Source organism: Gordonia sp. (in: high G+C Gram-positive bacteria) (assembly GCF_047600565.1).
Lineage (GTDB): Bacteria > Actinomycetota > Actinomycetes > Mycobacteriales > Mycobacteriaceae > Gordonia.
This window is the reverse complement of sequence record NZ_JASGKN010000001.1, coordinates 549,250-570,219: the sequence shown is the minus strand read 5'-3', so window position 1 is coordinate 570,219 and position 20,970 is coordinate 549,250. Positions and strand designations below refer to the sequence as shown.

18 protein-coding genes and 1 tRNA gene are annotated in these 20,970 nt (G+C 68.1%); 2 read left to right on the top strand and 17 right to left on the bottom strand.

The window, feature by feature from the left end; translation table 11 throughout:
* Nucleotides 1-16: 16 nt before the first annotated feature.
* From proB to QM774_RS02675, 10 genes are all read right to left on the bottom strand, one after another.
* Nucleotides 17-1,132 (bottom strand): glutamate 5-kinase, encoded by a 1,116-nt coding sequence (proB, locus tag QM774_RS02720; RefSeq protein ID WP_414974418.1) that lies wholly within the window; start codon nt 1,130-1,132, stop codon nt 17-19.
* Nucleotides 1,125-2,606: a GTPase ObgE gene (gene obgE, locus QM774_RS02715; RefSeq protein WP_414974417.1), complete on the bottom strand. Its 1,482-nt coding sequence runs from the start codon at nt 2,604-2,606 to the stop codon at nt 1,125-1,127. The genes proB and obgE overlap by 8 nt, the downstream gene beginning before the upstream one ends.
* Nucleotides 2,607-2,716: 110 nt before the next feature.
* Nucleotides 2,717-2,980, bottom strand: a complete 264-nt coding sequence (gene rpmA / locus QM774_RS02710; protein WP_414974416.1) for a 50S ribosomal protein L27 — start codon at nt 2,978-2,980, stop codon at nt 2,717-2,719.
* 36 nt (nt 2,981-3,016) lie between these two features.
* Nucleotides 3,017-3,328 (bottom strand): 50S ribosomal protein L21, encoded by a 312-nt coding sequence (gene rplU, locus QM774_RS02705; RefSeq protein ID WP_414974415.1) that lies wholly within the window; start codon nt 3,326-3,328, stop codon nt 3,017-3,019.
* 210 nt (nt 3,329-3,538) lie between these two features.
* A complete protein-coding gene (locus tag QM774_RS02700; RefSeq protein ID WP_414974414.1) occupies nt 3,539-6,589 on the bottom strand; it encodes an Rne/Rng family ribonuclease in 3,051 nt (1,016 codons plus the stop codon).
* A gap of 330 nt (nt 6,590-6,919) precedes the next feature.
* The gene (gene ndk, locus QM774_RS02695; protein ID WP_414974413.1) at nt 6,920-7,336 is read right to left on the bottom strand and encodes a nucleoside-diphosphate kinase; all 417 of its coding nucleotides are present in this window, start codon (nt 7,334-7,336) and stop codon (nt 6,920-6,922) included.
* Nucleotides 7,337-7,384: 48 nt separating this feature from the next.
* Nucleotides 7,385-7,903, bottom strand: coding sequence for a hypothetical protein (locus QM774_RS02690; protein WP_414974412.1), 519 nt, complete (start codon nt 7,901-7,903; stop codon nt 7,385-7,387).
* A gap of 94 nt (nt 7,904-7,997) precedes the next feature.
* The gene (locus QM774_RS02685) at nt 7,998-8,411 is read right to left on the bottom strand and encodes a DUF4233 domain-containing protein (protein WP_414974411.1); all 414 of its coding nucleotides are present in this window, start codon (nt 8,409-8,411) and stop codon (nt 7,998-8,000) included.
* Nucleotides 8,408-9,832: a bifunctional tetrahydrofolate synthase/dihydrofolate synthase gene (gene folC, locus QM774_RS02680; RefSeq protein WP_414974410.1), complete on the bottom strand. Its 1,425-nt coding sequence runs from the start codon at nt 9,830-9,832 to the stop codon at nt 8,408-8,410. The genes QM774_RS02685 and folC overlap by 4 nt, the downstream gene beginning before the upstream one ends.
* Complete coding sequence (locus tag QM774_RS02675) at nt 9,829-12,498, bottom strand: valine--tRNA ligase (RefSeq protein ID WP_414974409.1); 2,670 nt, start codon at nt 12,496-12,498, stop codon at nt 9,829-9,831. The genes folC and QM774_RS02675 overlap by 4 nt, the downstream gene beginning before the upstream one ends.
* A gap of 159 nt (nt 12,499-12,657) precedes the next feature.
* Here QM774_RS02675 and arr point away from each other — a divergent pair, with 159 nt between their 5' ends.
* Entirely contained in the window at nt 12,658-13,134 is a 477-nt protein-coding gene (gene arr, locus QM774_RS02670; RefSeq protein WP_414974408.1) for an NAD(+)--rifampin ADP-ribosyltransferase, read from the top strand.
* 42 nt (nt 13,135-13,176) lie between these two features.
* On the opposite strand, the gene QM774_RS02665 is transcribed toward arr, so the two are convergent.
* Complete coding sequence (locus tag QM774_RS02665; protein WP_414974407.1) at nt 13,177-13,647, bottom strand: hypothetical protein; 471 nt, start codon at nt 13,645-13,647, stop codon at nt 13,177-13,179.
* Between the two features lie 92 nt (nt 13,648-13,739).
* Nucleotides 13,740-14,345 carry a molybdenum cofactor guanylyltransferase gene (locus QM774_RS02660; RefSeq protein ID WP_414974406.1) on the bottom strand — a complete coding sequence of 202 codons (606 nt, stop codon included), beginning with the start codon at nt 14,343-14,345 and terminating at the stop codon, nt 13,740-13,742.
* A 216-nt stretch (nt 14,346-14,561) separates the two neighbouring features.
* Between QM774_RS02660 and QM774_RS02655 the strand changes: the two genes are divergently transcribed.
* Complete coding sequence (locus tag QM774_RS02655; protein WP_414974405.1) at nt 14,562-16,154, top strand: DUF222 domain-containing protein; 1,593 nt, start codon at nt 14,562-14,564, stop codon at nt 16,152-16,154.
* Between the two features lie 9 nt (nt 16,155-16,163).
* On the opposite strand, the gene clpX is transcribed toward QM774_RS02655, so the two are convergent.
* The 5 genes from clpX to QM774_RS02630 all read right to left on the bottom strand — a co-directional run bounded on the left by clpX (nt 16,164) and on the right by QM774_RS02630 (nt 20,864).
* Nucleotides 16,164-17,444 carry an ATP-dependent Clp protease ATP-binding subunit ClpX gene (gene clpX / locus QM774_RS02650; protein WP_414974404.1) on the bottom strand — a complete coding sequence of 427 codons (1,281 nt, stop codon included), beginning with the start codon at nt 17,442-17,444 and terminating at the stop codon, nt 16,164-16,166.
* A gap of 179 nt (nt 17,445-17,623) precedes the next feature.
* Entirely contained in the window at nt 17,624-18,319 is a 696-nt protein-coding gene (locus tag QM774_RS02645) for an ATP-dependent Clp protease proteolytic subunit (RefSeq protein ID WP_414974403.1), read from the bottom strand.
* 40 nt (nt 18,320-18,359) lie between these two features.
* On the bottom strand, nt 18,360-18,938 hold the full coding sequence (locus QM774_RS02640; RefSeq protein WP_414976569.1) for an ATP-dependent Clp protease proteolytic subunit: 579 nt from the start codon (nt 18,936-18,938) through the stop codon (nt 18,360-18,362).
* 293 nt (nt 18,939-19,231) lie between these two features.
* Nucleotides 19,232-20,716, bottom strand: a complete 1,485-nt coding sequence (tig, locus tag QM774_RS02635; RefSeq protein WP_414974402.1) for a trigger factor — start codon at nt 20,714-20,716, stop codon at nt 19,232-19,234.
* A 74-nt stretch (nt 20,717-20,790) separates the two neighbouring features.
* Nucleotides 20,791-20,864 (bottom strand) — tRNA-Pro (locus tag QM774_RS02630).
* Between the last annotated feature and the right edge of the window lie 106 nt (nt 20,865-20,970).

Sequence of the window (20,970 nt, the reverse complement as noted above, 5' to 3'; positions counted from 1 at the left end):
AGTCTGGGTCAGAGCATCAGAACGAGACCAGGTCGTCGGCGTGAATCACCGGGCGGCGCAGATCGGCGGGCAGTTCGTCGGTGGACTTCCCCACCATCTCGCGCACGTCGTGGGCGTCGTAGGAGACGACGCCCCGTGCACAGGTGACGCCGTCCGGTCCGGCGAGTTCGACGACGTCACCGTCCGAGAACTCACCGGACACCGCGGTGATGCCGGCGGCCAGCAACGACCGGCGACGATGCACGATCGCCTGTACGGCTCCGGCGTCCAGACCGATCCGCCCGTGGGTCTCGGCGGCGTGCCGCACCCAGAAGCGGCGCGCCGACAGCCGGTCCTCACGTGCGGCGAAGACCGTGCCGACCGACGCGCCGGAGAGCGCCTCGTCCGCCTGGGAGGCGGCGGCGAGCAGCACCGGGACGCCGGAGTCGGCGGCCAGCCGTGCCGCCGACAGCTTGGAGGCCATGCCGCCGGTGCCGAGTGCGCCGCCGGATCCCGCGATCACCCCGTCGAGGTCGTCGGGTCCGTCGACCTCCTCGATGAACCGCGCCGGCTGCCCGTCGGGGCCCGGCTTGCGGGGGTCACCGCTGTACAGCCCGTCCACGTCGGACAGCAGGATCAGCGCGTCGGCGCTCGCCAGATGGGCGACCAGTGCGGCGAGACGGTCGTTGTCGCCGAACCGGATCTCGTTGGTGGCGACGGTGTCGTTCTCGTTCACCACGGCCACGGCATGCAGGGCACGCAGGCGGTCCAGGGTGCGCTGGGCGTTGGCGTGATGCGCACGATTGGAGATGTCGTCGGCGGTCAGCAGCACCTGCCCGACGGTCCGGTCGTAGCGCGCGAACGACGTCCCCCACGCGTGCGCCAGCTTCAGCTGCCCGACGCTGGCGGCGGCCTGCTTGGTCGCCAGGTCGGAGGGACGCTTCTTCAGGCCCAGCGGCGCGATTCCGGCACCGATGGCACCCGAGGAGACGACGATGACGTCGGTCCCGGACTTCATGCGGGCCTCGAGGGCGTCGACGAGCCGGTCGAGGCGGTCGGTGTCCAGACCGGTCGTCAGATCGGTCAGCGCGGACGAGCCGATCTTGACGACAATGCTGCGGGCAGCGGCGATCCCCGACCGGGTCTCACTCATCGCCGGTCCATCCCAGCGACTCCTCGCTCTCGTCCTCGGCGCGGGTGCGCCGCAGGCGGCGGGCCTCCTTGCGCTCGGCGGCGCCGATGCGATCGTTGCGCTCCAGGCGGATGTCCGTGCCGCGGCCGGTCAGCGGCACCTCGTCGCCCATCGGCGTCGACGGTTCCCAGTCGAAGGTGACGTCACCGATGGTGACCGCGGCGCCGGGCCGGGCACCCTTCTTGACCAGTGCGTCTTCGACGCCCAGCCGGTTGAGGCGATCGGCGAGGTAACCGACGGCCTCGTCGTTGTCGAACTGCGTCTGCCGGATCCACCGCTCCGGGCGCTCGCCGCGCACGATGAAGCCGCCCTCGACGGCCGGGTCCTCGACGACGCTGAACTCGGTGCGGTCGACGGACTTCGGCCGGATGACGGCGCGACGCGCGACCGGCTTCTCGTGGTCGCGGCGGTACTGGGCGACCAGCTCGGCCAGCGCGAACTTCAGTTCCGGCAGCCCCTGATGGGTCACCGCCGAGATCCGGAACACCGGCCAGCCGCGTTCGGCGATATCGGCCTCCACCAGGTCGGCGAGATCAGCGGCGTCCGGGATGTCGGTCTTGTTGAGGATGACGATGCGGGGACGATCGGCGAGATCGCCGAGCGAGTGGTCGCCTTCGAGTGCGGGCTGGTAGGCGGCCAGCTCGGCTTCCAGCGCGTCGATGTCAGACACCGGGTCGCGTCCGGGATCGAGCGTCGCGCAGTCGACGACGTGGGCCAGCACCGCACAGCGTTCGAGGTGGCGCAGAAAGTCGAGGCCGAGGCCGCGGCCCTCCGACGCTCCGGGGATCAGACCGGGCACGTCGGCGATGGTGAACACCTCGTTGCCCGCCTCGACCACGCCGAGGTTGGGGACGAGCGTGGTGAACGGGTAGTCGGCGATCTTCGGCTTGGCCGCGGACAGCACCGAGACCAGCGACGACTTGCCGGCCGACGGAAAGCCGACGAGGCCGACGTCGGCGACGGACTTCAGTTCCAGAACGAGTTCCCGCTCGTCACCGGGTTCACCGAGCAGGGCGAAACCGGGTGCACGGCGCGCCTTGGAGGCCAGCGCCGCGTTGCCGAGGCCGCCGCGGCCGCCGTGGGCCGCCACGAACTCGGTGCCGGCACCGACCATATCGGCGAGGATCGTGCCGTCCTGATCGAGGACGACGGTGCCGTCGGGAACCTTCAGGACCAGGGACTCGCCGTTGGCTCCGTTGCGGTTGCCGCCTTCGCCGGGCTTGCCGTTGCCCGCCTTGGCGTGCGGGCGGAAGTGGAAGTCGAGCAGCGTGTGCACCTGGGGATCGACCACCAGCACCACGTCGCCGCCGGAACCGCCGTTGCCGCCGTCCGGACCGCCGAGCGGCCGGAACTTCTCCCGGAACACCGAGGAACAGCCGTGGCCGCCGTTGCCGGCGAGTGCCGTGATGGTCACCCGATCGACGAATCGCGACATCGTGTGCACCTCCTCGTGCTCAAGGGACTGGTCAAACGCAGACAGGGCGGGTCAGGATCGCTGTCGACCCTGCCCGCCCTGCCGGCGTGGTTTACGTGTGAACGTCCGGGTCAGACCGACGCCGAATCCGGGACGATGTTCACGGTCTTGCGGCCGCGCTTGGTGCCGAACTCGACGGCACCGGCAGCGAGCGCAAACAGCGTGTCGTCGCCACCGCGGCCGACGTTGACGCCCGGGTGGAACTTGGTGCCGCGCTGGCGGACCAGGATCTCGCCGGCGAGCACCTGCTGGCCGCCGAAGCGCTTCACACCGAGGCGCTGGGCGTTGGAATCGCGACCGTTGCGCGAGCTGGATGCACCCTTCTTATGTGCCATCTCATTGACTCCTTCGAAAAGTCCGGGTGAAGCGGATTACTTGATGCCGGTGACCTTGAGGACCGTCAGGTTCTGACGGTGACCCTGGCGCTTGTGGTAGCCGGTCTTGTTCTTGAACTTGTGGATCTTGATCTTCGGGCCCTTGACGTGCTCGACGACCTCGGCGGTGGCGTTGATCTTCGCCAGCTTGTCGGCGTCGGTGGTCAGGTTCGCACCATCGACGACCAGAGCGACCGGCAGCTGCACGCTGGTGCCCGGCTCGCCCTCGATCTTCTCGACCTTCACAGTGTCGCCCTCGGCGACCTTGTACTGCTTACCGCCGGTCTTGACGATCGCGTACGTTGCCATCGCTGATCCCTCTTACTCGTCTCATCGGGCCGCGACGCAGCTCTTCTGCGTCCGGCGAAAATCTTCGTTCGTGTGTCCCGGTCTCCCTCCGGGATTCCCTCACCCAGGGCGCGCACCAGCGCACTCCTCGGGGTGAAGGCGACCTGTCAAGGTTACGGCAGCGCCGATATCCAGGTCAAACCAGGCTCGCCGGGCACCGTGAGGCGCCGATCACTCCGCGGACGGGGCGCCGGGCGCACGCCGGGTGGCGCGACGCCGGGGCGAACGCTTCACCTCGACCACCGGTTCGGAAGCCTGCTCGGCCACCGTGGTGACCGGGGTGCGGTCGACGGTGATCTCGATCGGCTCGGCCGGGGCCGACGGCGCGGAAGCGCGGCGAGCGGTGCGACGGCGACGCGTCGTCACCACCGCGACCTCCGGCTCGGGTGCGGTCTCGACCTCGACGGCCTCCACCTCGACCACCTCGGCCTCAGGGGCCTCGGTCGTCACAGCGGTCTCGGCTGCCTCCGTAGTCTCGGCTGCCTCCGCGTCCTCGGACGCCTCAGCGGGCTCGACGACCTCCGTGGTCTCGGCTGCCTCGGTGTTGCGGGCACCTCGACCGCGACCGCCTCGGCGGCGGCGACGACCCGTGGCGGGTGCGTCGTCGGACTGCTCGGCGGCCGCCGGCGCGGCGTCGTCGGTGACGGTCTCGGCGCTCTCCTGCGGCCCGTGGCCGTCGGGGTGCTCGCCGTCCTCGTGATGGGCCATCGCCTTGAAGAGCGGATGCTCGGCGGCAGGCTTGTGCGGCGGGATCGACTCGACGGCCGGCTGTTCGGGCTTGTCGCTCTTGCGCTTGCCACGCTTGCGCTTGCCGCCGGTCTCGCCGCCGTCGCCGGAGCGGACCTCGACCGGAGTCTGATGCACGATCAGGCCACGGCCCTGGCAGGCGGTGCAGGTGGTCGAGAACGCCTCGAGCAGCCCGGTGCCCAGGCGCTTGCGGGTCATCTGGACCAGGCCCAGCGAGGTGACCTCGGAGACCTGGTGACGGGTGCGGTCACGGGACAGCGCCTCGGTGAGGCGTCGCAGGACCAGATCGCGGTTCGACTCGAGGACCATGTCGATGAAGTCGACGATGATCATGCCGCCGATGTCACGCAGACGCATTTGGCGGACGATCTCCTCGGCCGCCTCCAGGTTGTTGCGGGTGACGGTCTCTTCGAGGTTGCCGCCGGAGCCGGTGAACTTGCCGGTGTTGACGTCGACGACGGTCATCGCCTCGGTGTGCTCGATGATGAGCGTGCCGCCGGACGGCAGCCACACCTTGCGGTCGAGGGCCTTCGCCAGCTGCTCGTCGACACGGTAGGTCGCGAACGAGTCGGGACCGTTCGGTCCGTCCTTCTCGTAGCGGGTCACGCGCTCGGCGAGGTCGGGGGCGACGTTGCCGACGTACCCGGACACCAGATCCCAGGCCTTGTCGCCTTCGACGACGAGCTTGGTGAAGTCTTCGTTGAAGAGGTCGCGAACCACCCGGACCAGCAGGTCCGGCTCCTCGTAGAGGGCTCGCGTGGTGCCCGAGCCCTTCGAGGTGTGCTCCTCGGCGGCGGCCTCGATGGCCTTCCACTGGGCTTCCAGCCGGGCCACGTCGGCGCCGAGGTCCTCTTCGCTGACGCCTTCCGAGGCGGTGCGGATGATCACGCCGGCATCGTCGGGGACGACCTTGGCGAGGATCTGCTTGAGGCGCTTGCGCTCGGTGTCCGGGAGCTTGCGGCTGATACCGGTGGAGGTGCCGCCCGGCACGTACACCAGGTAGCGGCCGGCGAGCGAGATCTGCGTGGTCAGCCGGGCACCCTTGTGTCCGACCGGATCCTTGCTGACCTGGACGAGCACGTTGTCGCCGGGCTTGAGCGCCTGCTCGATCTTGCGGGAACCGCCGTCGAGACCGGCGGCCTCCCAGTTGACCTCACCGGCGTAGAGGACGCCGTTGCGGCCGCGGCCGATGTCGACGAACGCCGCCTCCATGCCGGGCAGAACGTTCTGGACGCGGCCCAGGTAGATGTTGCCGACCATCGACTGCGACGTCTCGGTGGTCACGAAGTGCTCCACCAGGACACCGTCCTCGAGCACCGCGACCTGGGTGTAGTCCTCGGTCGGGGCGTGCGGATCGGCGGCCTTCTGGGCCGGGTCGACCTGGTGCTCACGCACCACCATCACGCGTTCGACGGCTTCGCGGCGCGCCAGGAACTCGGACTCGGAGAGGATCGGCGGACGGCGACGGCCGGCGTCACGACCGTCGCGGCGGCGCTGGCGCTTGGCTTCGAGCCGGGTGGAACCGGAGATGCCCTGCACCTCGTCGCGTGCCCGCTTGGCGCGCGGCTCGCGTTCGTGCACGACGGTGTTCGGCGGATCGTCCGGCGACGCATCGTCGGCGTCACCGCCGCCCTTGCGCCGGCGCCGCCGGCGACGGCGCTTGCTGGACGGGGTGGTGTTGTCGTCGCCACCGGTCTCGTCACCGTCGTCGTCGGCACTGTCGGAGGACTCGGCCTCGGAGGACTCGCCGCCGTCGGCGGTGCCGGCGTCGTCGGTCTTCTTGGCGGTCTTCTTCGCGGCCGTCTTCCGCGGCCGGGAGCCGGCCGGCTTCTCACCGTCGGTGTCGGCGGCCTCGGTGTCGGAGCCGGACTCGGCGGCCGTCTCGTCCGCGGAGCCGTTCTCGTCGTTCTCGTTGTCCTCGGCACCTTCACCACGGCCACGCCCGCGACCGCGGCGTCCGCGGCGGCGACGGCGGGGACGTGCGGCGCCCTGGTCGTCGTCGGAGGCGGTGTCGTCGCCGGCCTCGTCGGTGCTGTCACCGTCGGTCTCGTCGGCGTCACCGGTGACGGCGGGCTCGACCGGAACGGCCTCGGCGGCACTCGGCGGCATGAAGAGCGGCGCCGTGGCGTCGACCGCAGCGGCCGGAACCGTCGGATCCTCGACGGTGACGGCGGAGAAGAGGGAATCGCCCGCCGCGGCAGCGGCCGGAGTCTCGGGTGCGGCGTCGGCGCCGGCGGCGTCGTCACCGGCGGTGACGTCGATGCCGGCGCGGTCGGCGACGGACTGCGCCTCCTCGCGGCTCACCGAGGACGACGCCGAGCGCGCCTCGATACCCAATCCCTCCAGGTGTGCCAGCACTTCCCTGCTGGTCAATCCCAGCGTTCGGGCGAGCGCGTGCACGCGAAGTCGGAGGGGAAACTGTTCTGCCGTCTGATCCGCCGAATCGGCGTCAACCGGCGACCCGTTTTCGGTCACGTGGTCTCCTTGGACCCCCGGGCGCGTCGGCTGGTCAGCCAGACGCGGCCACGCGAGGGCCGTTGCGTATGTGTGCGGCCGGAGAACCGGCCGGTGTTGTGTGGTCTCTGCGTCGTCTCGACGCCTTGCTTGTCACTATTCGGTGTTCTGGCGAACACCTTGGTTGTCTCGACGTCACCGCGCCGGCCTCTTGTGCCGTTCGCCTGGCGGTCGTGTCCGCTACGTCAAAGTGTGACGCGGCCGACCTGACGAGTATCCCACACGTTCACCCGGATCACCCACACGCCTGGCGAACCGGCCGGGGCGCAAGACCCCGGATCCGGCCGTTGATCAGGACTTCAGTGCCGGAAACCAGAGTGCGATCTCGCGCGCGGCGGATTCCGGAGAGTCCGAGCCGTGCACGATGTTGTACTGCGTTTCGAGTCCGAAGTCGCCGCGGATGGTGCCCGGAACGGCCTTCTCGACCGGATCGGTGCCGCCGGCCAGCTGACGGAACGCCGGGATGGCTCGCTCACCGGAGACGACCATGGCCACGACGGGCCCGGAGGTGATGAAGTCAAGCAGATCGTTGAAGAACGGGCGCTCGGAATGCTCGGCGTAGTGCTCGGAAGCCTCTTCCTTGGTCACCTGGCGGAGCTCGAGGGCATCGAGGCGCAGTCCCTTGCGCTCGATGCGGGCGATCACTTCGCCGACCAGGGCGCGCTGGACGCCGTCGGGCTTGATGAGGACGAGAGTCTGTTCAGTCACGAGGCATACGATAGCGGCCCCGGGTGGACGGACGGCCAACCGGACGGGTCAGCGCGGGCACCAGTGCCGGTCGATGGCCCAGAACCCGTAGTCGAACAGCCCGAATTCGGTGCTCGGATCGAAGATCAGCTGAATGCAGGCACCCGGGGTCTTGACAGCCTTGGTGAGTTCGCGCTTGAGTGCGGCGGCCATGAAGTCGTTGGACTGCCGGTACTGCGCCGGCACGGGCAGCGCCTTGATGGCCTGGTCGGGCTTGAGGGATGCCAGCCACAGCGTGGTGGGCCGGTTGAGGATCTGCGCGAGGGCGCCGGGCGCGACCGGCATCGGATCCGCCGGCGGTGTCTCGGGGTCGTCGATGGCGATCAGGTCCTCGCCGCCGGTGTCGATCACCTCGTCGGTGCCGGGCTCGGTGTGGACGCCGTCGGTCGAGTGCTCGACGTCGGCGAAGTGCCGCAGCGGGGTGGACGGTGACGCCATCGCGGGCGCCGCACTCGCCACGAGGCACGCTCCGATCGCGATCGCCGCTCCGATCGTCCGGACTTCACGCTTGTGCACCAACAGTTCCATTCTCAGCTCACGGGCCCCGTCGATCACCGGATGTGAACGCTCCGTTCACCGCAGCATAACTCACGTCACAGGCGTCACGGCAGGGTGGGATGAGTCACTCCCGGGGCGGCTGCTGGCTCGGCAGGGCACCACGCTCGATGCGTCGCTGCACGTCGCGCTTGATGTAGGCGATGTAGATCCAGACGCACAGGAAGATGACCCCGACCACTGCGATGGACCAGTGGAACAGTCCGCCGGCGATCACGAACAACTGCAGGATCAGGTCGATCTGCAGGGCCCGCGGGTGGCCCTGCCGGCCGGACAGCAGGATCATCACGACGAACAGCACACCCAGGTAGATCCCGGACACCCACGTGATGCCGTGGCTGCCGAGGGTGGCGACCACCGGGAAGGTCAAGCCGACGACGATCGCCTCCAGCACCAGGGTGCCGGCCATCACGCCGCGGAAGCCCTTCCACGGGTCGACGGCGGGTGCGGGGACGCCCTCGGTGCCTTGACTGTCGGTCATGACGGCTCCTTGTTGAACAGGGTGCGGCCCGCTCCCGCGGTGACGACGGATCCGGTGATCACGACGCCGGCGCCGGACAGGGTCTCGTCGTCGCCCTCTTCGGCCAGACCGATGGCCTGCGCGACGGCGTCGGGCAGGAAGGGTTCGGTGACGACGCGCTCCTCGCCGAACACCTCGACCGCGATGTCGGTCAGGGTGTCGGTGTCCAGGGCGCGCGGCGAGCCGTTGTTGGTGATGACGACGACGTCGAGCACCGGTTCGAGTTCGGTGAGCAGGCCGCGGGCATCCTTGTCGCCGAGGACGGCGATGACGCCGATCAGCCGGCGGAAGTCGAACTCCTCGGTCAATGCGGTCGCGAGCGCCCGGGCACCGTGCGGATTGTGGGCGGCGTCGACGAACACGCTGGGGGCGCTCCGGACCCGTTCGAGGCGACCCGGGCTCGTCACGGTGGCGAAACCCTCCCGGACGGTGTCGAGGTCGAGCTGCTTATCGACGCCGGCACCGAAGAACGCTTCCACCGCGGCCAGCGCGAGTGCGGCGTTCTCCGCCTGGTGCGCGCCGTGGAGGGGCAGGAACACCTCGTCGTACACGCCGCCGAGCCCCTGGATGGTGAGCAGTTGGCCGCCGACGGCGGTCGCCGAGTCGAGGACGGTGAACTCGGAGTTCTGCCGGGCGACGATGGTCCCCGCGTCGGCGGCGGCACGGAGCAGCACGTCCATCGCTTCCGGCTGCTGCACACCGATCACCGTGACCGGATCGTTGGGGACCAGGGCGTCCGGGTCGCCCTTCTTGATGATGCCGGCCTTCTCCCCCGCGATCTGGGTGAGCGTGTCGCCCAGATAGTCGGTGTGGTCGAGTCCGATGGGGGTGATCACGGCGACGGCCGAGTCGATGACGTTGGTGGCGTCCCAGCGGCCGCCCATCCCGGTCTCGACGACCGCCACCTCGACCGGCGCCTCGGCGAAGATCGCGTACGCCATGGCGGTGAGCACCTCGAACTTGCTCATCCGCGGTCCACCCTGATCGGTGGACGAGTCGTCGACCATGGTGATGTACGGCTCGAGTTCCCGATAGGCGTCCACGTAGGTGCGGGGTGACACCGGCGCGCCGTCGACGGCGATGCGTTCGGTGACCAGCTGCAGGTGCGGGCTGGTGATCCGGCCGGTGCGGCGATGGAAGGCGCGCAGCAGCGAATCGATCATCCGGGTGGTGGACGTCTTGCCGTTGGTGCCGGCCAGGTGGATCGACGGGTACGCGTTCTGCGGGTTGCCGAGCAGTTCCATCAGCGCGGTGATGCGGGACAGCGACGGCTCGATCTTGGTCTCGGGCCACCGGGTGTCGAGTTCCGCCTCGACGGCGGCGAGCTCGGCGAGATCGGATTCGCGGTCGGCCGCCGAGGCGTCCCCTCCGGCGCCGGTCACGAGGCTCCCAACGCTTCCAGCTTGGCCTGGAGGCGTTCCACCTCGGCCTCGGCGAGTTCCTTCCGGGCCTTGATCTTGGCGACCACGGCGTCGGGGGCCTTCGACAGGAACTGCTCGTTGCCGAGCTTGGCCGTGGTACCCGCGAGTTCCTTCTCGGCGGCGGCGAGGTCCTTGGCGGCGCGCTTGCGCTCGGCCTCGACGTCGACGGTGCCGGAGGTGTCGATGGCGACGGTCGGGGTGCTCGACGAGAGGCGGACCTCGACCGTGGCGGTGGCGGCGAAGTCGTCGTCGGCCGGGGTCAGCCGGGCCAGTGCGTCGACGTACGGGCGCAGATCCTCCAGGCCGTCGTCGAGACCGGTGATCTGCGCGGCGACACGCTGACCGGGGTTCAGACCTTGATCGGCGCGGAAACGGCGGATCTCGGTGATGAGCTTCTGCAGGTCCTCGATCCGGGTGGCGGCGTCGGTGTCGGTGTCGTCTCCGGACGGTTCCGGCCACGATGCGATGACCACCGACTCGCCGCCGGTGAGGGCCTTCCACAGCACTTCGGTGACGAACGGCATGACCGGCGACAGCGCGCGCAGCAGCTTGTCGAGCACGGCGCCCAGGACCAGCGCAGTGGTGTCCTGCCCCTGGTCGGGACCGCCGCTGATCTGGACCTTGGCGAGCTCCAGATACCAGTCGCAGACCTCGTCCCACGCGAAGTGGTAGAGCGCTTCACACGCCTTGGAGAACTCGTAGGATTCGAAGCCGGCGTCCACATCCGACAGCACCTGGTCCAGACGGTCCAGGATCCAGCGGTCGGCGACGGTCAGCCGGTCGCGGTCGGGCAGTTCACCGACCCGGGCGCCGTTCATGAGCGCGAACTTGGTCGCGTTGAACAACTTGGTGGCGAAGTTGCGGGAACTCTGGGCGTGGGACTCGCCCACCGAGATGTCGCTGCCCGGGTTGGCGCCGCGTGCCAGCGTGAACCGCAGTGCGTCGGCGCCGAACCGATCGACCCAGTCCAGCGGATCGATGCCGTTGCCCTTGGACTTGCTCATCTTGCGGCCGTGCTCGTCGCGCACCAGTCCGTGCAGGAAGACGTCCTCGAACGGCACGGCGGCCTTGCGGCCGGACAGTCCCGCGTCGTCGAGCTGCCCGACGAAGGTGCCGAACATCATCATGCGGGCGACCCAGAAGAACAGGATGTCGTAGCCGGTGACCAGCACCGACGTCGGATAGAACTTGTCGAGTTCGGGAGTCTCGTCCGGCCAGCCCATGGTGGAGAAGGGCCAGAGGCCCGACGAGAACCAGGTGTCCAGGACGTCGGGGTCCTGCTCCCAGCCGTCGGGAGCCGTCTCGTCCGGGCCGAAGCACTCGATCTCGCCGTCCGGGCCGTACCAGATCGGGATGCGATGCCCCCACCACAGCTGGCGGGAGATGCACCAGTCGTGCATGTCGTCGACCCAGCCGAACCAGCGCGGCTCCTGACTGGCCGGATGGATGACGGTGTCGCCGTCGCGGACGGCGTCGCCGGCGGCGGACGCGAGGCTGTCGACCTTCACCCACCACTGCATGGACAGACGCGGCTCGATGCTCTCACCGGAGCGCTCGGAGTGACCGACACTGTGCAGGTACGGACGCTTCTCGGCCACGATCCGGCCTTGCTCGGCGAGGGCTTCGCGGACCTTGACGCGGGCGTCGAATCGATCCAGGCCGTCGAACTCGGTGCCGGTGTCGGCGATCCGGCCGGCCTTGTCCATGATCGTGAGCATCGGCAGATCGTGCCGCAGGCCCATCTCGAAGTCGTTGGGGTCGTGCGCCGGCGTGATCTTGACTGCGCCGGTACCGAATTCGGGGTCGACGTAGTCGTCGGCGATGACCGGGATCTTCCGGTCGAGGAACGGATGATCGAGTTCGGTGCCTACCAGGGCCGCGTAGCGCTCGTCGTCGGGATGCACGGCGATCGCCGTGTCGCCGAGCATCGTCTCCATCCGGGTGGTGGCGACGACGATGTGCGGCTCGTCGTCGTTCATGGAGCCGTAGCGGAACGAGACGAGTTCGCCCTCGACCTCCTCGAACTTGACCTCGATGTCGCTGATCGCGGTCTGCAGCACCGGCGACCAGTTGACGAGGCGTTCGGCGCGGTAGATCAGGCCGTCGTCGTAGAGCTTCTTGAAGATGGTCTGGACGGCGCGGGACAGGCCCTCGTCCATGGTGAAGCGGTCGCGGCTCCAGTCGACACCGTCGCCGAGACGCCGCATCTGTCCCTGGATGGTGCCGCCCGATTCACGCTTCCACTCCCACACCTTGTCGATGAAGGCGTCGCGGCCGAGGTCTTCCTTGGTGATCCCCCGCTCGGCGAGCTGCTTCTCGACGATCGTCTGCGTCGCGATGCCGGCATGGTCCATGCCCGGCAGCCACAGCACCTCGTATCCCTGCATCCGCTTGCGGCGTGTGAGGGTGTCCATGAGGGTGTGGTCGAGTGCGTGGCCCATGTGCAGCGAACCGGTGACGTTCGGCGGGGGCAGCACGATCGAGTAGCCGGGCTTGTCGCTCTCCGGGTCGGCGGTGAAGTAACCGGCGTCTACCCAGCCCTCGTACAGGGATTCCTCATGCTCGGCGGGGTTCCAGGCAGCGGGAAGCTGGGCTGTCGGCGAGGCGCTCGCGTCAGGGGTAGTCACAGACTCGATTCTAGGGGCTGCGGTCAGATGGTCTGCGCCGGGCGTGGACACCGGGCCTCATCGTCTTCCCCTTTCATTCTAGCGCGTGGACCGGGGCTTGCGGCAAGGGCCGATGCGCGGTGCATAATCGCTGGTCATCGTCTACCGAGGAGCCGCCGAATGCCGCAGTCACCGTTCGCCGAACCCGGTCGTCTCGACCCCGGACTCGCCGCCGCGCGCACCCCGGACCCGCAGCTCGATCCGGGACCGTTCTTCCACGGCACCAACGCCGATCTGCAGGTCGGCGAGCTCCTCACCGCCGGCCGGCGATCGAATTTCGTTCCGGAGGTGACGATGAACCACATCTATTTCACCGCGGTCGTCGACGGCGCCGGCCTGGCCGCCGAGATCGCGACCGCCCTCACCGGCCGCGGTGCACCGCGCGTCTACCGGGTGGAACCGACCGGCCCGTTCGAGAACGACCCGAATCTGACCGACAAGAAGTTTCCCGGCAACCCGACCCGCTCGTACCGCAGCACCGCGCCGCTGCGCGTGATGGAGGTGGTCGACGGCTGGACGCGGCTGACTGCCGAACAGCTGCAGGCCTGGCGTGAGCGGCTGGCCGAGCGGGTGGAGGCCGCCGAGATCATCAATTGACGGTCAGCACGTCGGCGAGTTCAGCCGAACGGATGACGGCGGTCAGCCGACGGTGAAGGTGGCGCCGCCCGGGATCTGCCAGGGGCCGCCCTCGGCGCTGATGTTGATGGTGCCGATCACCTGCCCGGAGCCGGGATGCAGCACCACGCTGGTCGGGACCGACGAGACGGTGCCGCTGCACGGTTTGACGGTGCCCGAGCCGGTCTTGCCGGTGGTGACGTTGGTGTAGTCGAAACGCACCGTCTTGCTCGACACCCCGTAGCTGCTGCACTGCGCCCCGCCGGGTGCGCTGAGCTTCACTTCGCCGCGCTCGGACCCGGTGTCGATACGGATGGACGCCGTGTAGAGCCGCCAGTCGCCGAAGCTGTTGGCGACGATTCCGGTGGCCGGGACCTGCTGAACCCCGATCACCGCCGCCTGCGCGGTTCCCGCCGCCATGCCGGCCAGGAGTGTCGCGGTCGCCGCGGCACCTGCCAGGACCGTCACACGGCCCTTCCGAATGATCAATGCCATGACGAACCCTCCGGTCCGGCGGCGGGGTGCCGCCTCGTGACGGGTATATCGCTCCGCCGCAGTGTGTGTTACATCACACCGCACACGGGCGGTCAGGCGCCGGCACGCAGCCTATGCAGGTCTTCGGGAGCGTCGACGTTCGTCAGCCACGCAGGATCGCTGACGCCCACCCGGTAGGTAGTGACGGCCTCGAGCGCGTTGGTCATCAAGACGTCACCCGAATCGAGCTGCGCCTGCAGGGCGGGCAGGGCCCGCACCCGGTAGATGCCGGCCAGCGGATGGTCACGACCTCCGTCGTGCACGATCACCACGTCGGGTGCACTCGTCATCGCCCCCAGCAGCTCGTCGATCAGTTCGGGGGCGAGCAGCGGCATGTCGGTGGCGCACACGAAGGCGGCCGACGCGTCGGCCGCCTTCGCCGCTTTGAGTGCGGCCACGATACCGGCGAGCGGACCCTTGCCGACCTGTTCGTCGGTGATCCAGGTCAGTTCCGGATCGTCGCCGAGCTCGTCGTGGGCCTGTGACGAGGCGGGCGCCGCGATCAGGACGGGTTTGCAGCGCTCCCCGACCGCCTCGGCGATCACCTTCACCATCGGCCGCCCCTCCCAGTCGAGGGAGGCCTTGTCCTGCCCCATGCGGCGCGAGCGTCCACCCGCGAGAACGATTCCGGCCAGTCCGTGCTGCGTCGCCTCAGTCATGTCCGCCATTGTGGTCGAGCCGGCGGCCCGGAGTAGCGGATCGGACGAACCGGGCGGCGCCTGGACCCGATTCCCGGTTCCCTCAATACCCTCCAAAGTTTCGATTGAAACGTTGGAGCAATCCCCTCCCCGGGCGGGCCGGAAATTGTCGTAGGCCTTCGTAAACTAGAAAGTAGTCGAACACCTGTTCTAGTCAGCGAAAAAGGGGGTGTGGGCATGAGTCGGCGACGCAAGGCCTCGCGTACTCCGAAGCGCTGGCGTGATGCCGACCTGACACCCCTGGGCTTGGGACCGGTACCGGCCGGCCTGTCTGATCATGACGCTGATGTGGCAGCGATCAATCAACTGGTCGCGACCACCGAGGGTGAGTCGTATCTGATGTGGCGGCGCCTGAACGCGGTTGCTGACCTCCTCGAACGACGCGCACCGATTGATCCAGCAACCGCCGAGGACTCGGTCGAGTTCACCCGCTTGTGCGACCCGCGTACGAAACTGGCCACCAGTATCGCCACCACCCTGGCGATCAGCACGTACCTGGCCGAGAAACTGGTGACCGAAGGCGAAGCGCTGCGTCATCGCCTCCCACACACCGGGGTGTTGTTGAGGGATGGGATTGTGAGTCCGCGAGCATTCTCCGCCGTGGTGTTCGAAACCACCGCGGTCATCGACCCGGCCCTGATGGTGCAGATCGATCACCGGATCGCCGACGAACTCACTACCTCCGGCATACGCACCGTCACCGCCGTCGCCGACCTCGCCCGCCGGATCGTCGCCGACGTCGACGCCGAAGCAGCCCGCGCCGAACGCGAAGCAGCCAAAAAGAACGCCGGAGTCGTGAGCTATCCGATCCGCGGGGGCATGGCGGTTCTGGAAATCACCGACACCGCAGAACGGATTGCGGTCATGGACGCCGCGATCACCGCCGCAGCTCAAAAGACCGGCGAGACCGACACCCGCAGTAGTGGCCGCCGCCGCGCCAATGCCGCCTACGACCTACTCACCGGAGACGGCACTGGACCTGGCGCGAAGGTCATCGTCAACGTCATCACCGACAGATCCACTCTCGAAGGCGGTGATAAGCCCGGGCACCTCGACGGCCACGGAACCATCTCCGCCGACCACGTCCGGGACATCGCGTCGACGCCCGGCACCGTCGTGCGGCCCCTGGACTTGACCACGCTGGCTGATCACACTGCGCAAGCGGCGGATCCGTACCGGCCGACCGCCCTGCTGGACACAGTGGTGCGCGGCTTGTTCGGAACCTGCACCTGGCCGGGTTGTTCACGCCCCGCCAGCCGCTGCCAGCTCGATCACGTCACCGAATACAACCACCAGAACCCCGACGCGGGTGGTGCGACGTGTTGGTGCAACCTCAACCCCAAATGCGTCTTCCACCACCAGATCAAAACCTTCGCCGACGGCTTCCTCGACGATCAACTCATCGACGCCCACGGCCAGATCTGGACCGAAATCACCACCCCAGAAGGATTCACCACCCGAACCCGGGCACCCAACACCTGGCTACTCCCCGGCCTCGGATTGATTCCCTGCCGGCACGGACCACCGGGACTCCTTTCGACAGGCTCAAGGAGCGTTCAACCCCGCTCCTTGAGCTTGTCGAAAGGAGCCGAACCCACACGCGCCCGCACCCGCACGGAGGCCAAACACGCCTACCGGATGCAGCTGCGTGCCCAGAACCGGCGAGCTCGCTTCGACAGGCTCACCGAGCGGACGAATCAGCTCAACGAGCGAATCGATGAGCAGGCGACGATCCCGGCTTTCGCCGACGACGGGCTACCGCCGTTCTGACCCGACTGGTCAGGCCGACTTCTCGCTGCGCTCACGCGGAGGCTTGCGCGGGACGATGGTCGGCAGCACGTTGTCGCGCACGGTCTCGCCGGTGACGACGACCTTCGCCACATCGGTGCGGCTCGGGATGTCGTACATCACCGGCAGCAGCACCTCCTCCATGATCGCGCGCAGACCACGAGCACCGGTGCCGCGGTGGATCGCCTGGTCGGCGACCGCCTCCAGGGCGTCCTGGGTGAACTCGAGCTCCACGTTGTCCATGTCGAACAGCTTCTTGTACTGCTTGACCAGAGCGTTCTTCGGATCCGACAGGATCGACACGAGAGCGGTCTTGTCCAGATTCGTCACCGAGGCGATCATGGGCAGACGGCCGATGAACTCGGGGATCAGACCGAACTTGATCAGATCCTCGGGCATCACCTCGGCGAAGTGATCGGTGGTGTCGATCTCGTTCTTGCTGGGCACCTCGTTGCCGAAGCCGATACCCCGCTTGCCGACACGCTCGGACACGATCTTCTCCAGGCCCGCGAAGGCTCCGGCCACGATGAACAGCACGTTCGTCGTGTCGATCTGGATGAACTCCTGATGCGGATGCTTGCGGCCGCCCTGCGGCGGAACCGACGCCTGCGTGCCCTCGAGGATCTTCAGGAGCGCCTGCTGCACGCCCTCACCGGACACGTCGCGGGTGATCGACGGGTTCTCGCTCTTGCGGGCGACCTTGTCGACCTCGTCGATGTAGATGATGCCGGTCTCGGCGCGCTTGACGTCGTAGTCGGCGGCCTGGATGAGCTTGAGCAGGATGTTCTCGACGTCCTCACCGACATAGCCGGCCTCGGTCAGCGCCGTGGCGTCGGCGATCGCGAACGGGACGTTCAGCATCTTCGCCAGGGTCTGAGCCAGGTAGGTCTTGCCGCAACCGGTCGGGCCGAGCATCAGGATGTTCGACTTGGCCAGCTCCACGCTCTCGCCGCCGCGAGAGTCCTTCTTCTCGCCGGCCTGGATGCGCTTGTAGTGGTTGTAGACGGCCACCGCCAGGGTGCGCTTCGCCGTGTCCTGCCCGACCACATAGGTGTCCAGGAACTCGCGGATCTCGGCGGGCTTGGGCAGCTCGTCGAGCTTCACATCACCGCTGGTCTCGGCCAGCTCCTCTTCGATGATCTCGTTGCAGAGGTCGATGCACTCGTCGCAGATGTAGACACCGGGACCGGCGATCAGCTTCTTGACCTGCTTCTGGCTCTTTCCGCAGAACGAGCATTTGAGCAGGTCACCGCCGTCTCCGATACGTGCCATGTGCTCTGCACCCACTTCCTGGTCTGCGCGTACCACCAACGGTACTCGCGCTTGAGGCCCTGCACACGCTTTGCCACGCGTGTGGTCAGAGGGCTGAGAACTCCGAGATTACGGGGCGGACACGCCGTCGCGCGGCTGCGCGCACGGCGTGTCCGAAACCCTTCGCCTGAACCGCCGGATCAGGACTTGCGTGCCGACTTCTTCCGGTATTCGAAGACCTCGTCGACGATGCCGTACTCCTTGGCCTCCTGGGCCGACAGGATGTTGTCACGGTCGGTGTCCTTGCGGATCTTCTCCGGATCCTGGCCGGTGTGCCTGGCGAGGATCTCGTCGAGGCGCTGGCGGATGCGCTCGATCTCGGCCGCCTGGATCTCCAGATCGGACACCTGGCCCTGGAAGGCTCCGCCGGTGCGGGGCTGGTGGATCAGCACGGTCGCGTTCGGCAGTGCGGCGCGCTTACCTGGGGTTCCGCCGGCCAGCAGGATCGCCGCCGCCGATGCCGCCTCACCGAGGCACACGGTCACGATGTCGCAGTGCACGTACTGCATGGTGTCGTAGATCGCGAGCATGTCGGGCACGCTGCCGCCGGGCGAGTTGATGTACATGGTGATGTCACGGTCGGGATCCTGGCTCTCCAGGACCAGCAGCTGCGCCATGATGTCGTTCGCCGACGTCTGGTCGATCTGGGTGCCGACGAAGACGATCCGCTCCTCGTAGAGCTTGGCGTACGGGTCGTACTGCCGCTGCCCGTTCGGCGTGTTCTCGATGAACTGCGGCAGGATGTAGCGCGCCTCGATCTGGCTCAGCGCCAGGGCCGAGTCCGGGATGCCGGCACGCACGTCCGCCGGGAGTTCTGCGTAATGGTCGATGTTCATGGGTTCTCCGATGAGTTGTCTATGGCGGGCGGGGCCGGGATCAGGCGCCGGTCTTGGCGACGCTGGTCACCACGTGATCGACGATTCCGTAGTCCTTCGCCTGGTCGGCGGTGAACCACTTGTCGCGATCGGCGTCGGCCTCGATCTTCTCCAGCGGCTGCCCGGTGAACTCGCTGTTGAGGCGGTTCATCTCCTTCTTGGTGGAGGCGAACTGCTCGGCCTGGATGGCGATGTCGGCCGCGGTGCCGCCGATGCCCGCCGACGGCTGGTGCATCATGATCCGCGCGTGCGGCAGAGCGTGCCGCTTGCCCTTGGCGCCGGCGGCGAGCAGGAACTGGCCCATCGAAGCGGCCATACCCATCGCATAGGTGGCGACGTCGCACGGCGCGAGCTGCATGGTGTCGAAGATGGCCATGCCGGCGGTGACGCTGCCACCCGGCGAGTTGATGTACAGGTTGATGTCGCGTTCCGGATCCTCCGCGGCGAGCAGCAGGATCTGCGCGCAGAGACGGTTCGCGATCTCGTCGTCCACCTGGGTGCCGAGGAAGATGATCCGGTTCTGCAGCAGCCGCTCGAAGACCGAATCGGTCAGGTTGAGTCCGGCGACGCCCGACGCCATGGTGGGCGTGCTCAGAGCGGGCGGGGTGTAGAGAGTGCTCACTGTTTCGATGTCCCTATCTGTTCGATGGGCCCGTCGTCGTGCGGCGGGTCCCCGGCGCGAATCTTCCGCGAAGCTGTCACCGACATTAATCAAAATCCGGTCCCCGGGTGTTCCCCACACGCGGGGTATTCGCTGACAGCGGAAACCTTTCTCGGCCCGGCCGCGCACCCGCGGATGCGACGACGGCCGGGACCGGTGTTCCGGTCCCGGCCGTCGTGGCCGTCACGGTGCTGGTCGCACCCTGCGAACGCCTATTCGGCGTCCTTCTTCGGGGCGGCCTTCTTGGCCGGAGCCTTCTTGGCGGCCGTCTTGGTGGCGGCCTTCTTGGCTGGAGCCTTCTTGGCGGCCGTCTTCTTGGCGGCGGTCTTCTTGGCCGGAGCGGTCTTCTTCGCCGGCTCGTCGCCCGCCTCCGCGTCGTCGTCACCGAAGAACTCGCTGGTGTCGATGGCGGCACCCGTGGTGTCGGTGACGTCGGCGCCCAGGATCGCGGTCGCGAGCGCCTTGTTGCGGCGGACGTCGGCGTACAGCGCACCGATCTGGTTGGCGTTCTGCAGCTGCTGGATGAACTCCTGCGGCGGCATGCCGTAGCGCTGAGCCTGCATGACGATGTGCTGGGTCAGCTCCTCCTGGCTGACCTCGGTGTCGTCGGCATCCGCGATCGCGTCCAGCAGCAGCTGGGTGCGGACCGACTTCTCGGCCTCGGCCTTCGACTCGGACTCCCACTCGTCGCGGGTCTTGCCCTGCGCCTCGAGGAAACGATCGATCTGGGTGTCGTCGTGACCGAGGGCGTGGACGAGCTGGTGCTGGGTGGCCTCGACCTCGTCGGCGACGACCTGCTCGGGCAGCGGGAAATCGGCCTGTTCGATGAGTGCGTCGAGCACGGCGTCGCGGATGGCGCCGGCCTGCTCGTACTTCTTCGAGTCGGCCACGCGCTGCGAGACGTCGCCGCGCAGTTCGTCGACGGTGTCGAACTCGCTGGCGAGCTGGGCGAAGTCGTCGTCGAGCTCGGGCAGCTCGCGCTCCTTGACCGCGGTGACGGTGACGGTGACCTTCGCATCCTCACCGGCGTGGTCGCCGGCGATCAGCGTGGTGGTGAAGTCGGCCGACTCACCGCTCTTCAGGCCGACGACGGCGTCGTCGAGGCCGTCGATCAGGTCGCCGTTGCCGACCTCGTGGGACAGCCCCTCGGTGGTGGCGTCGTCGACCGGCTTGCCGTCGACGGTGGCAGACAGGTCGAGGGTGACGAAGTCGCCCTTCTTGGCACCGCGGTCGACGGCGACGAGGGTGCCGAAGCGCTGGCGCAACGCGTCGAGCTGCTCGTCGACATCCGAGTCGGCGACCTCGATCGGGTCGACCGAGACGGAGACCTTCGAGTAGTCCGGCAGGGTGATGTCCGGCCGCACGTCGACGGCCGCGGTGAAGGTGACGGGCTGGCCGTGGACCAGGTCGCCGACCTCGATCTCGGGCTGGCTGATGGCCTTCACGTCGGCCTCGGTGACGGCCTGCGAGTACTTGGCGGGCAGGGCGTCGTTGACGACCTGCTGCAGGACCGCGTCACGGCCGACGCGGGCCTCGATGATCTTGGCGGGCACGTGACCCGGGCGGAAGCCCGGGACGCGGATCTGCTGAGACAGCTGCTGGTAGGCGCGATCGAAATCGCCGGAGAGCTCCTCGAACGGGATCTCGACATTCAGCTTGACTCGGGTCGGGCTCAGCTGCTCGACAGTGCTCTTCACGACGTAGTGCTCCTTAGTTACGTACTTCGGTCTTCAGTGGCGGCCGGATCGTCGTCCCGTGTTCCGCCGGTCAGTCGGGATGACAGGATTCGAACCTGCGACCCTCCGCTCCCAAAGCGGATGCGCTACCAAGCTGCGCCACATCCCGGAAGCGACCTGTTCGCGCCGGCCGGAGCCGGCGCCGATTCGCAAGTCACGACCGACTGCACATAGTACGGGTCACCTGCGGCGCGACACGAACCCGGGCACGGTTT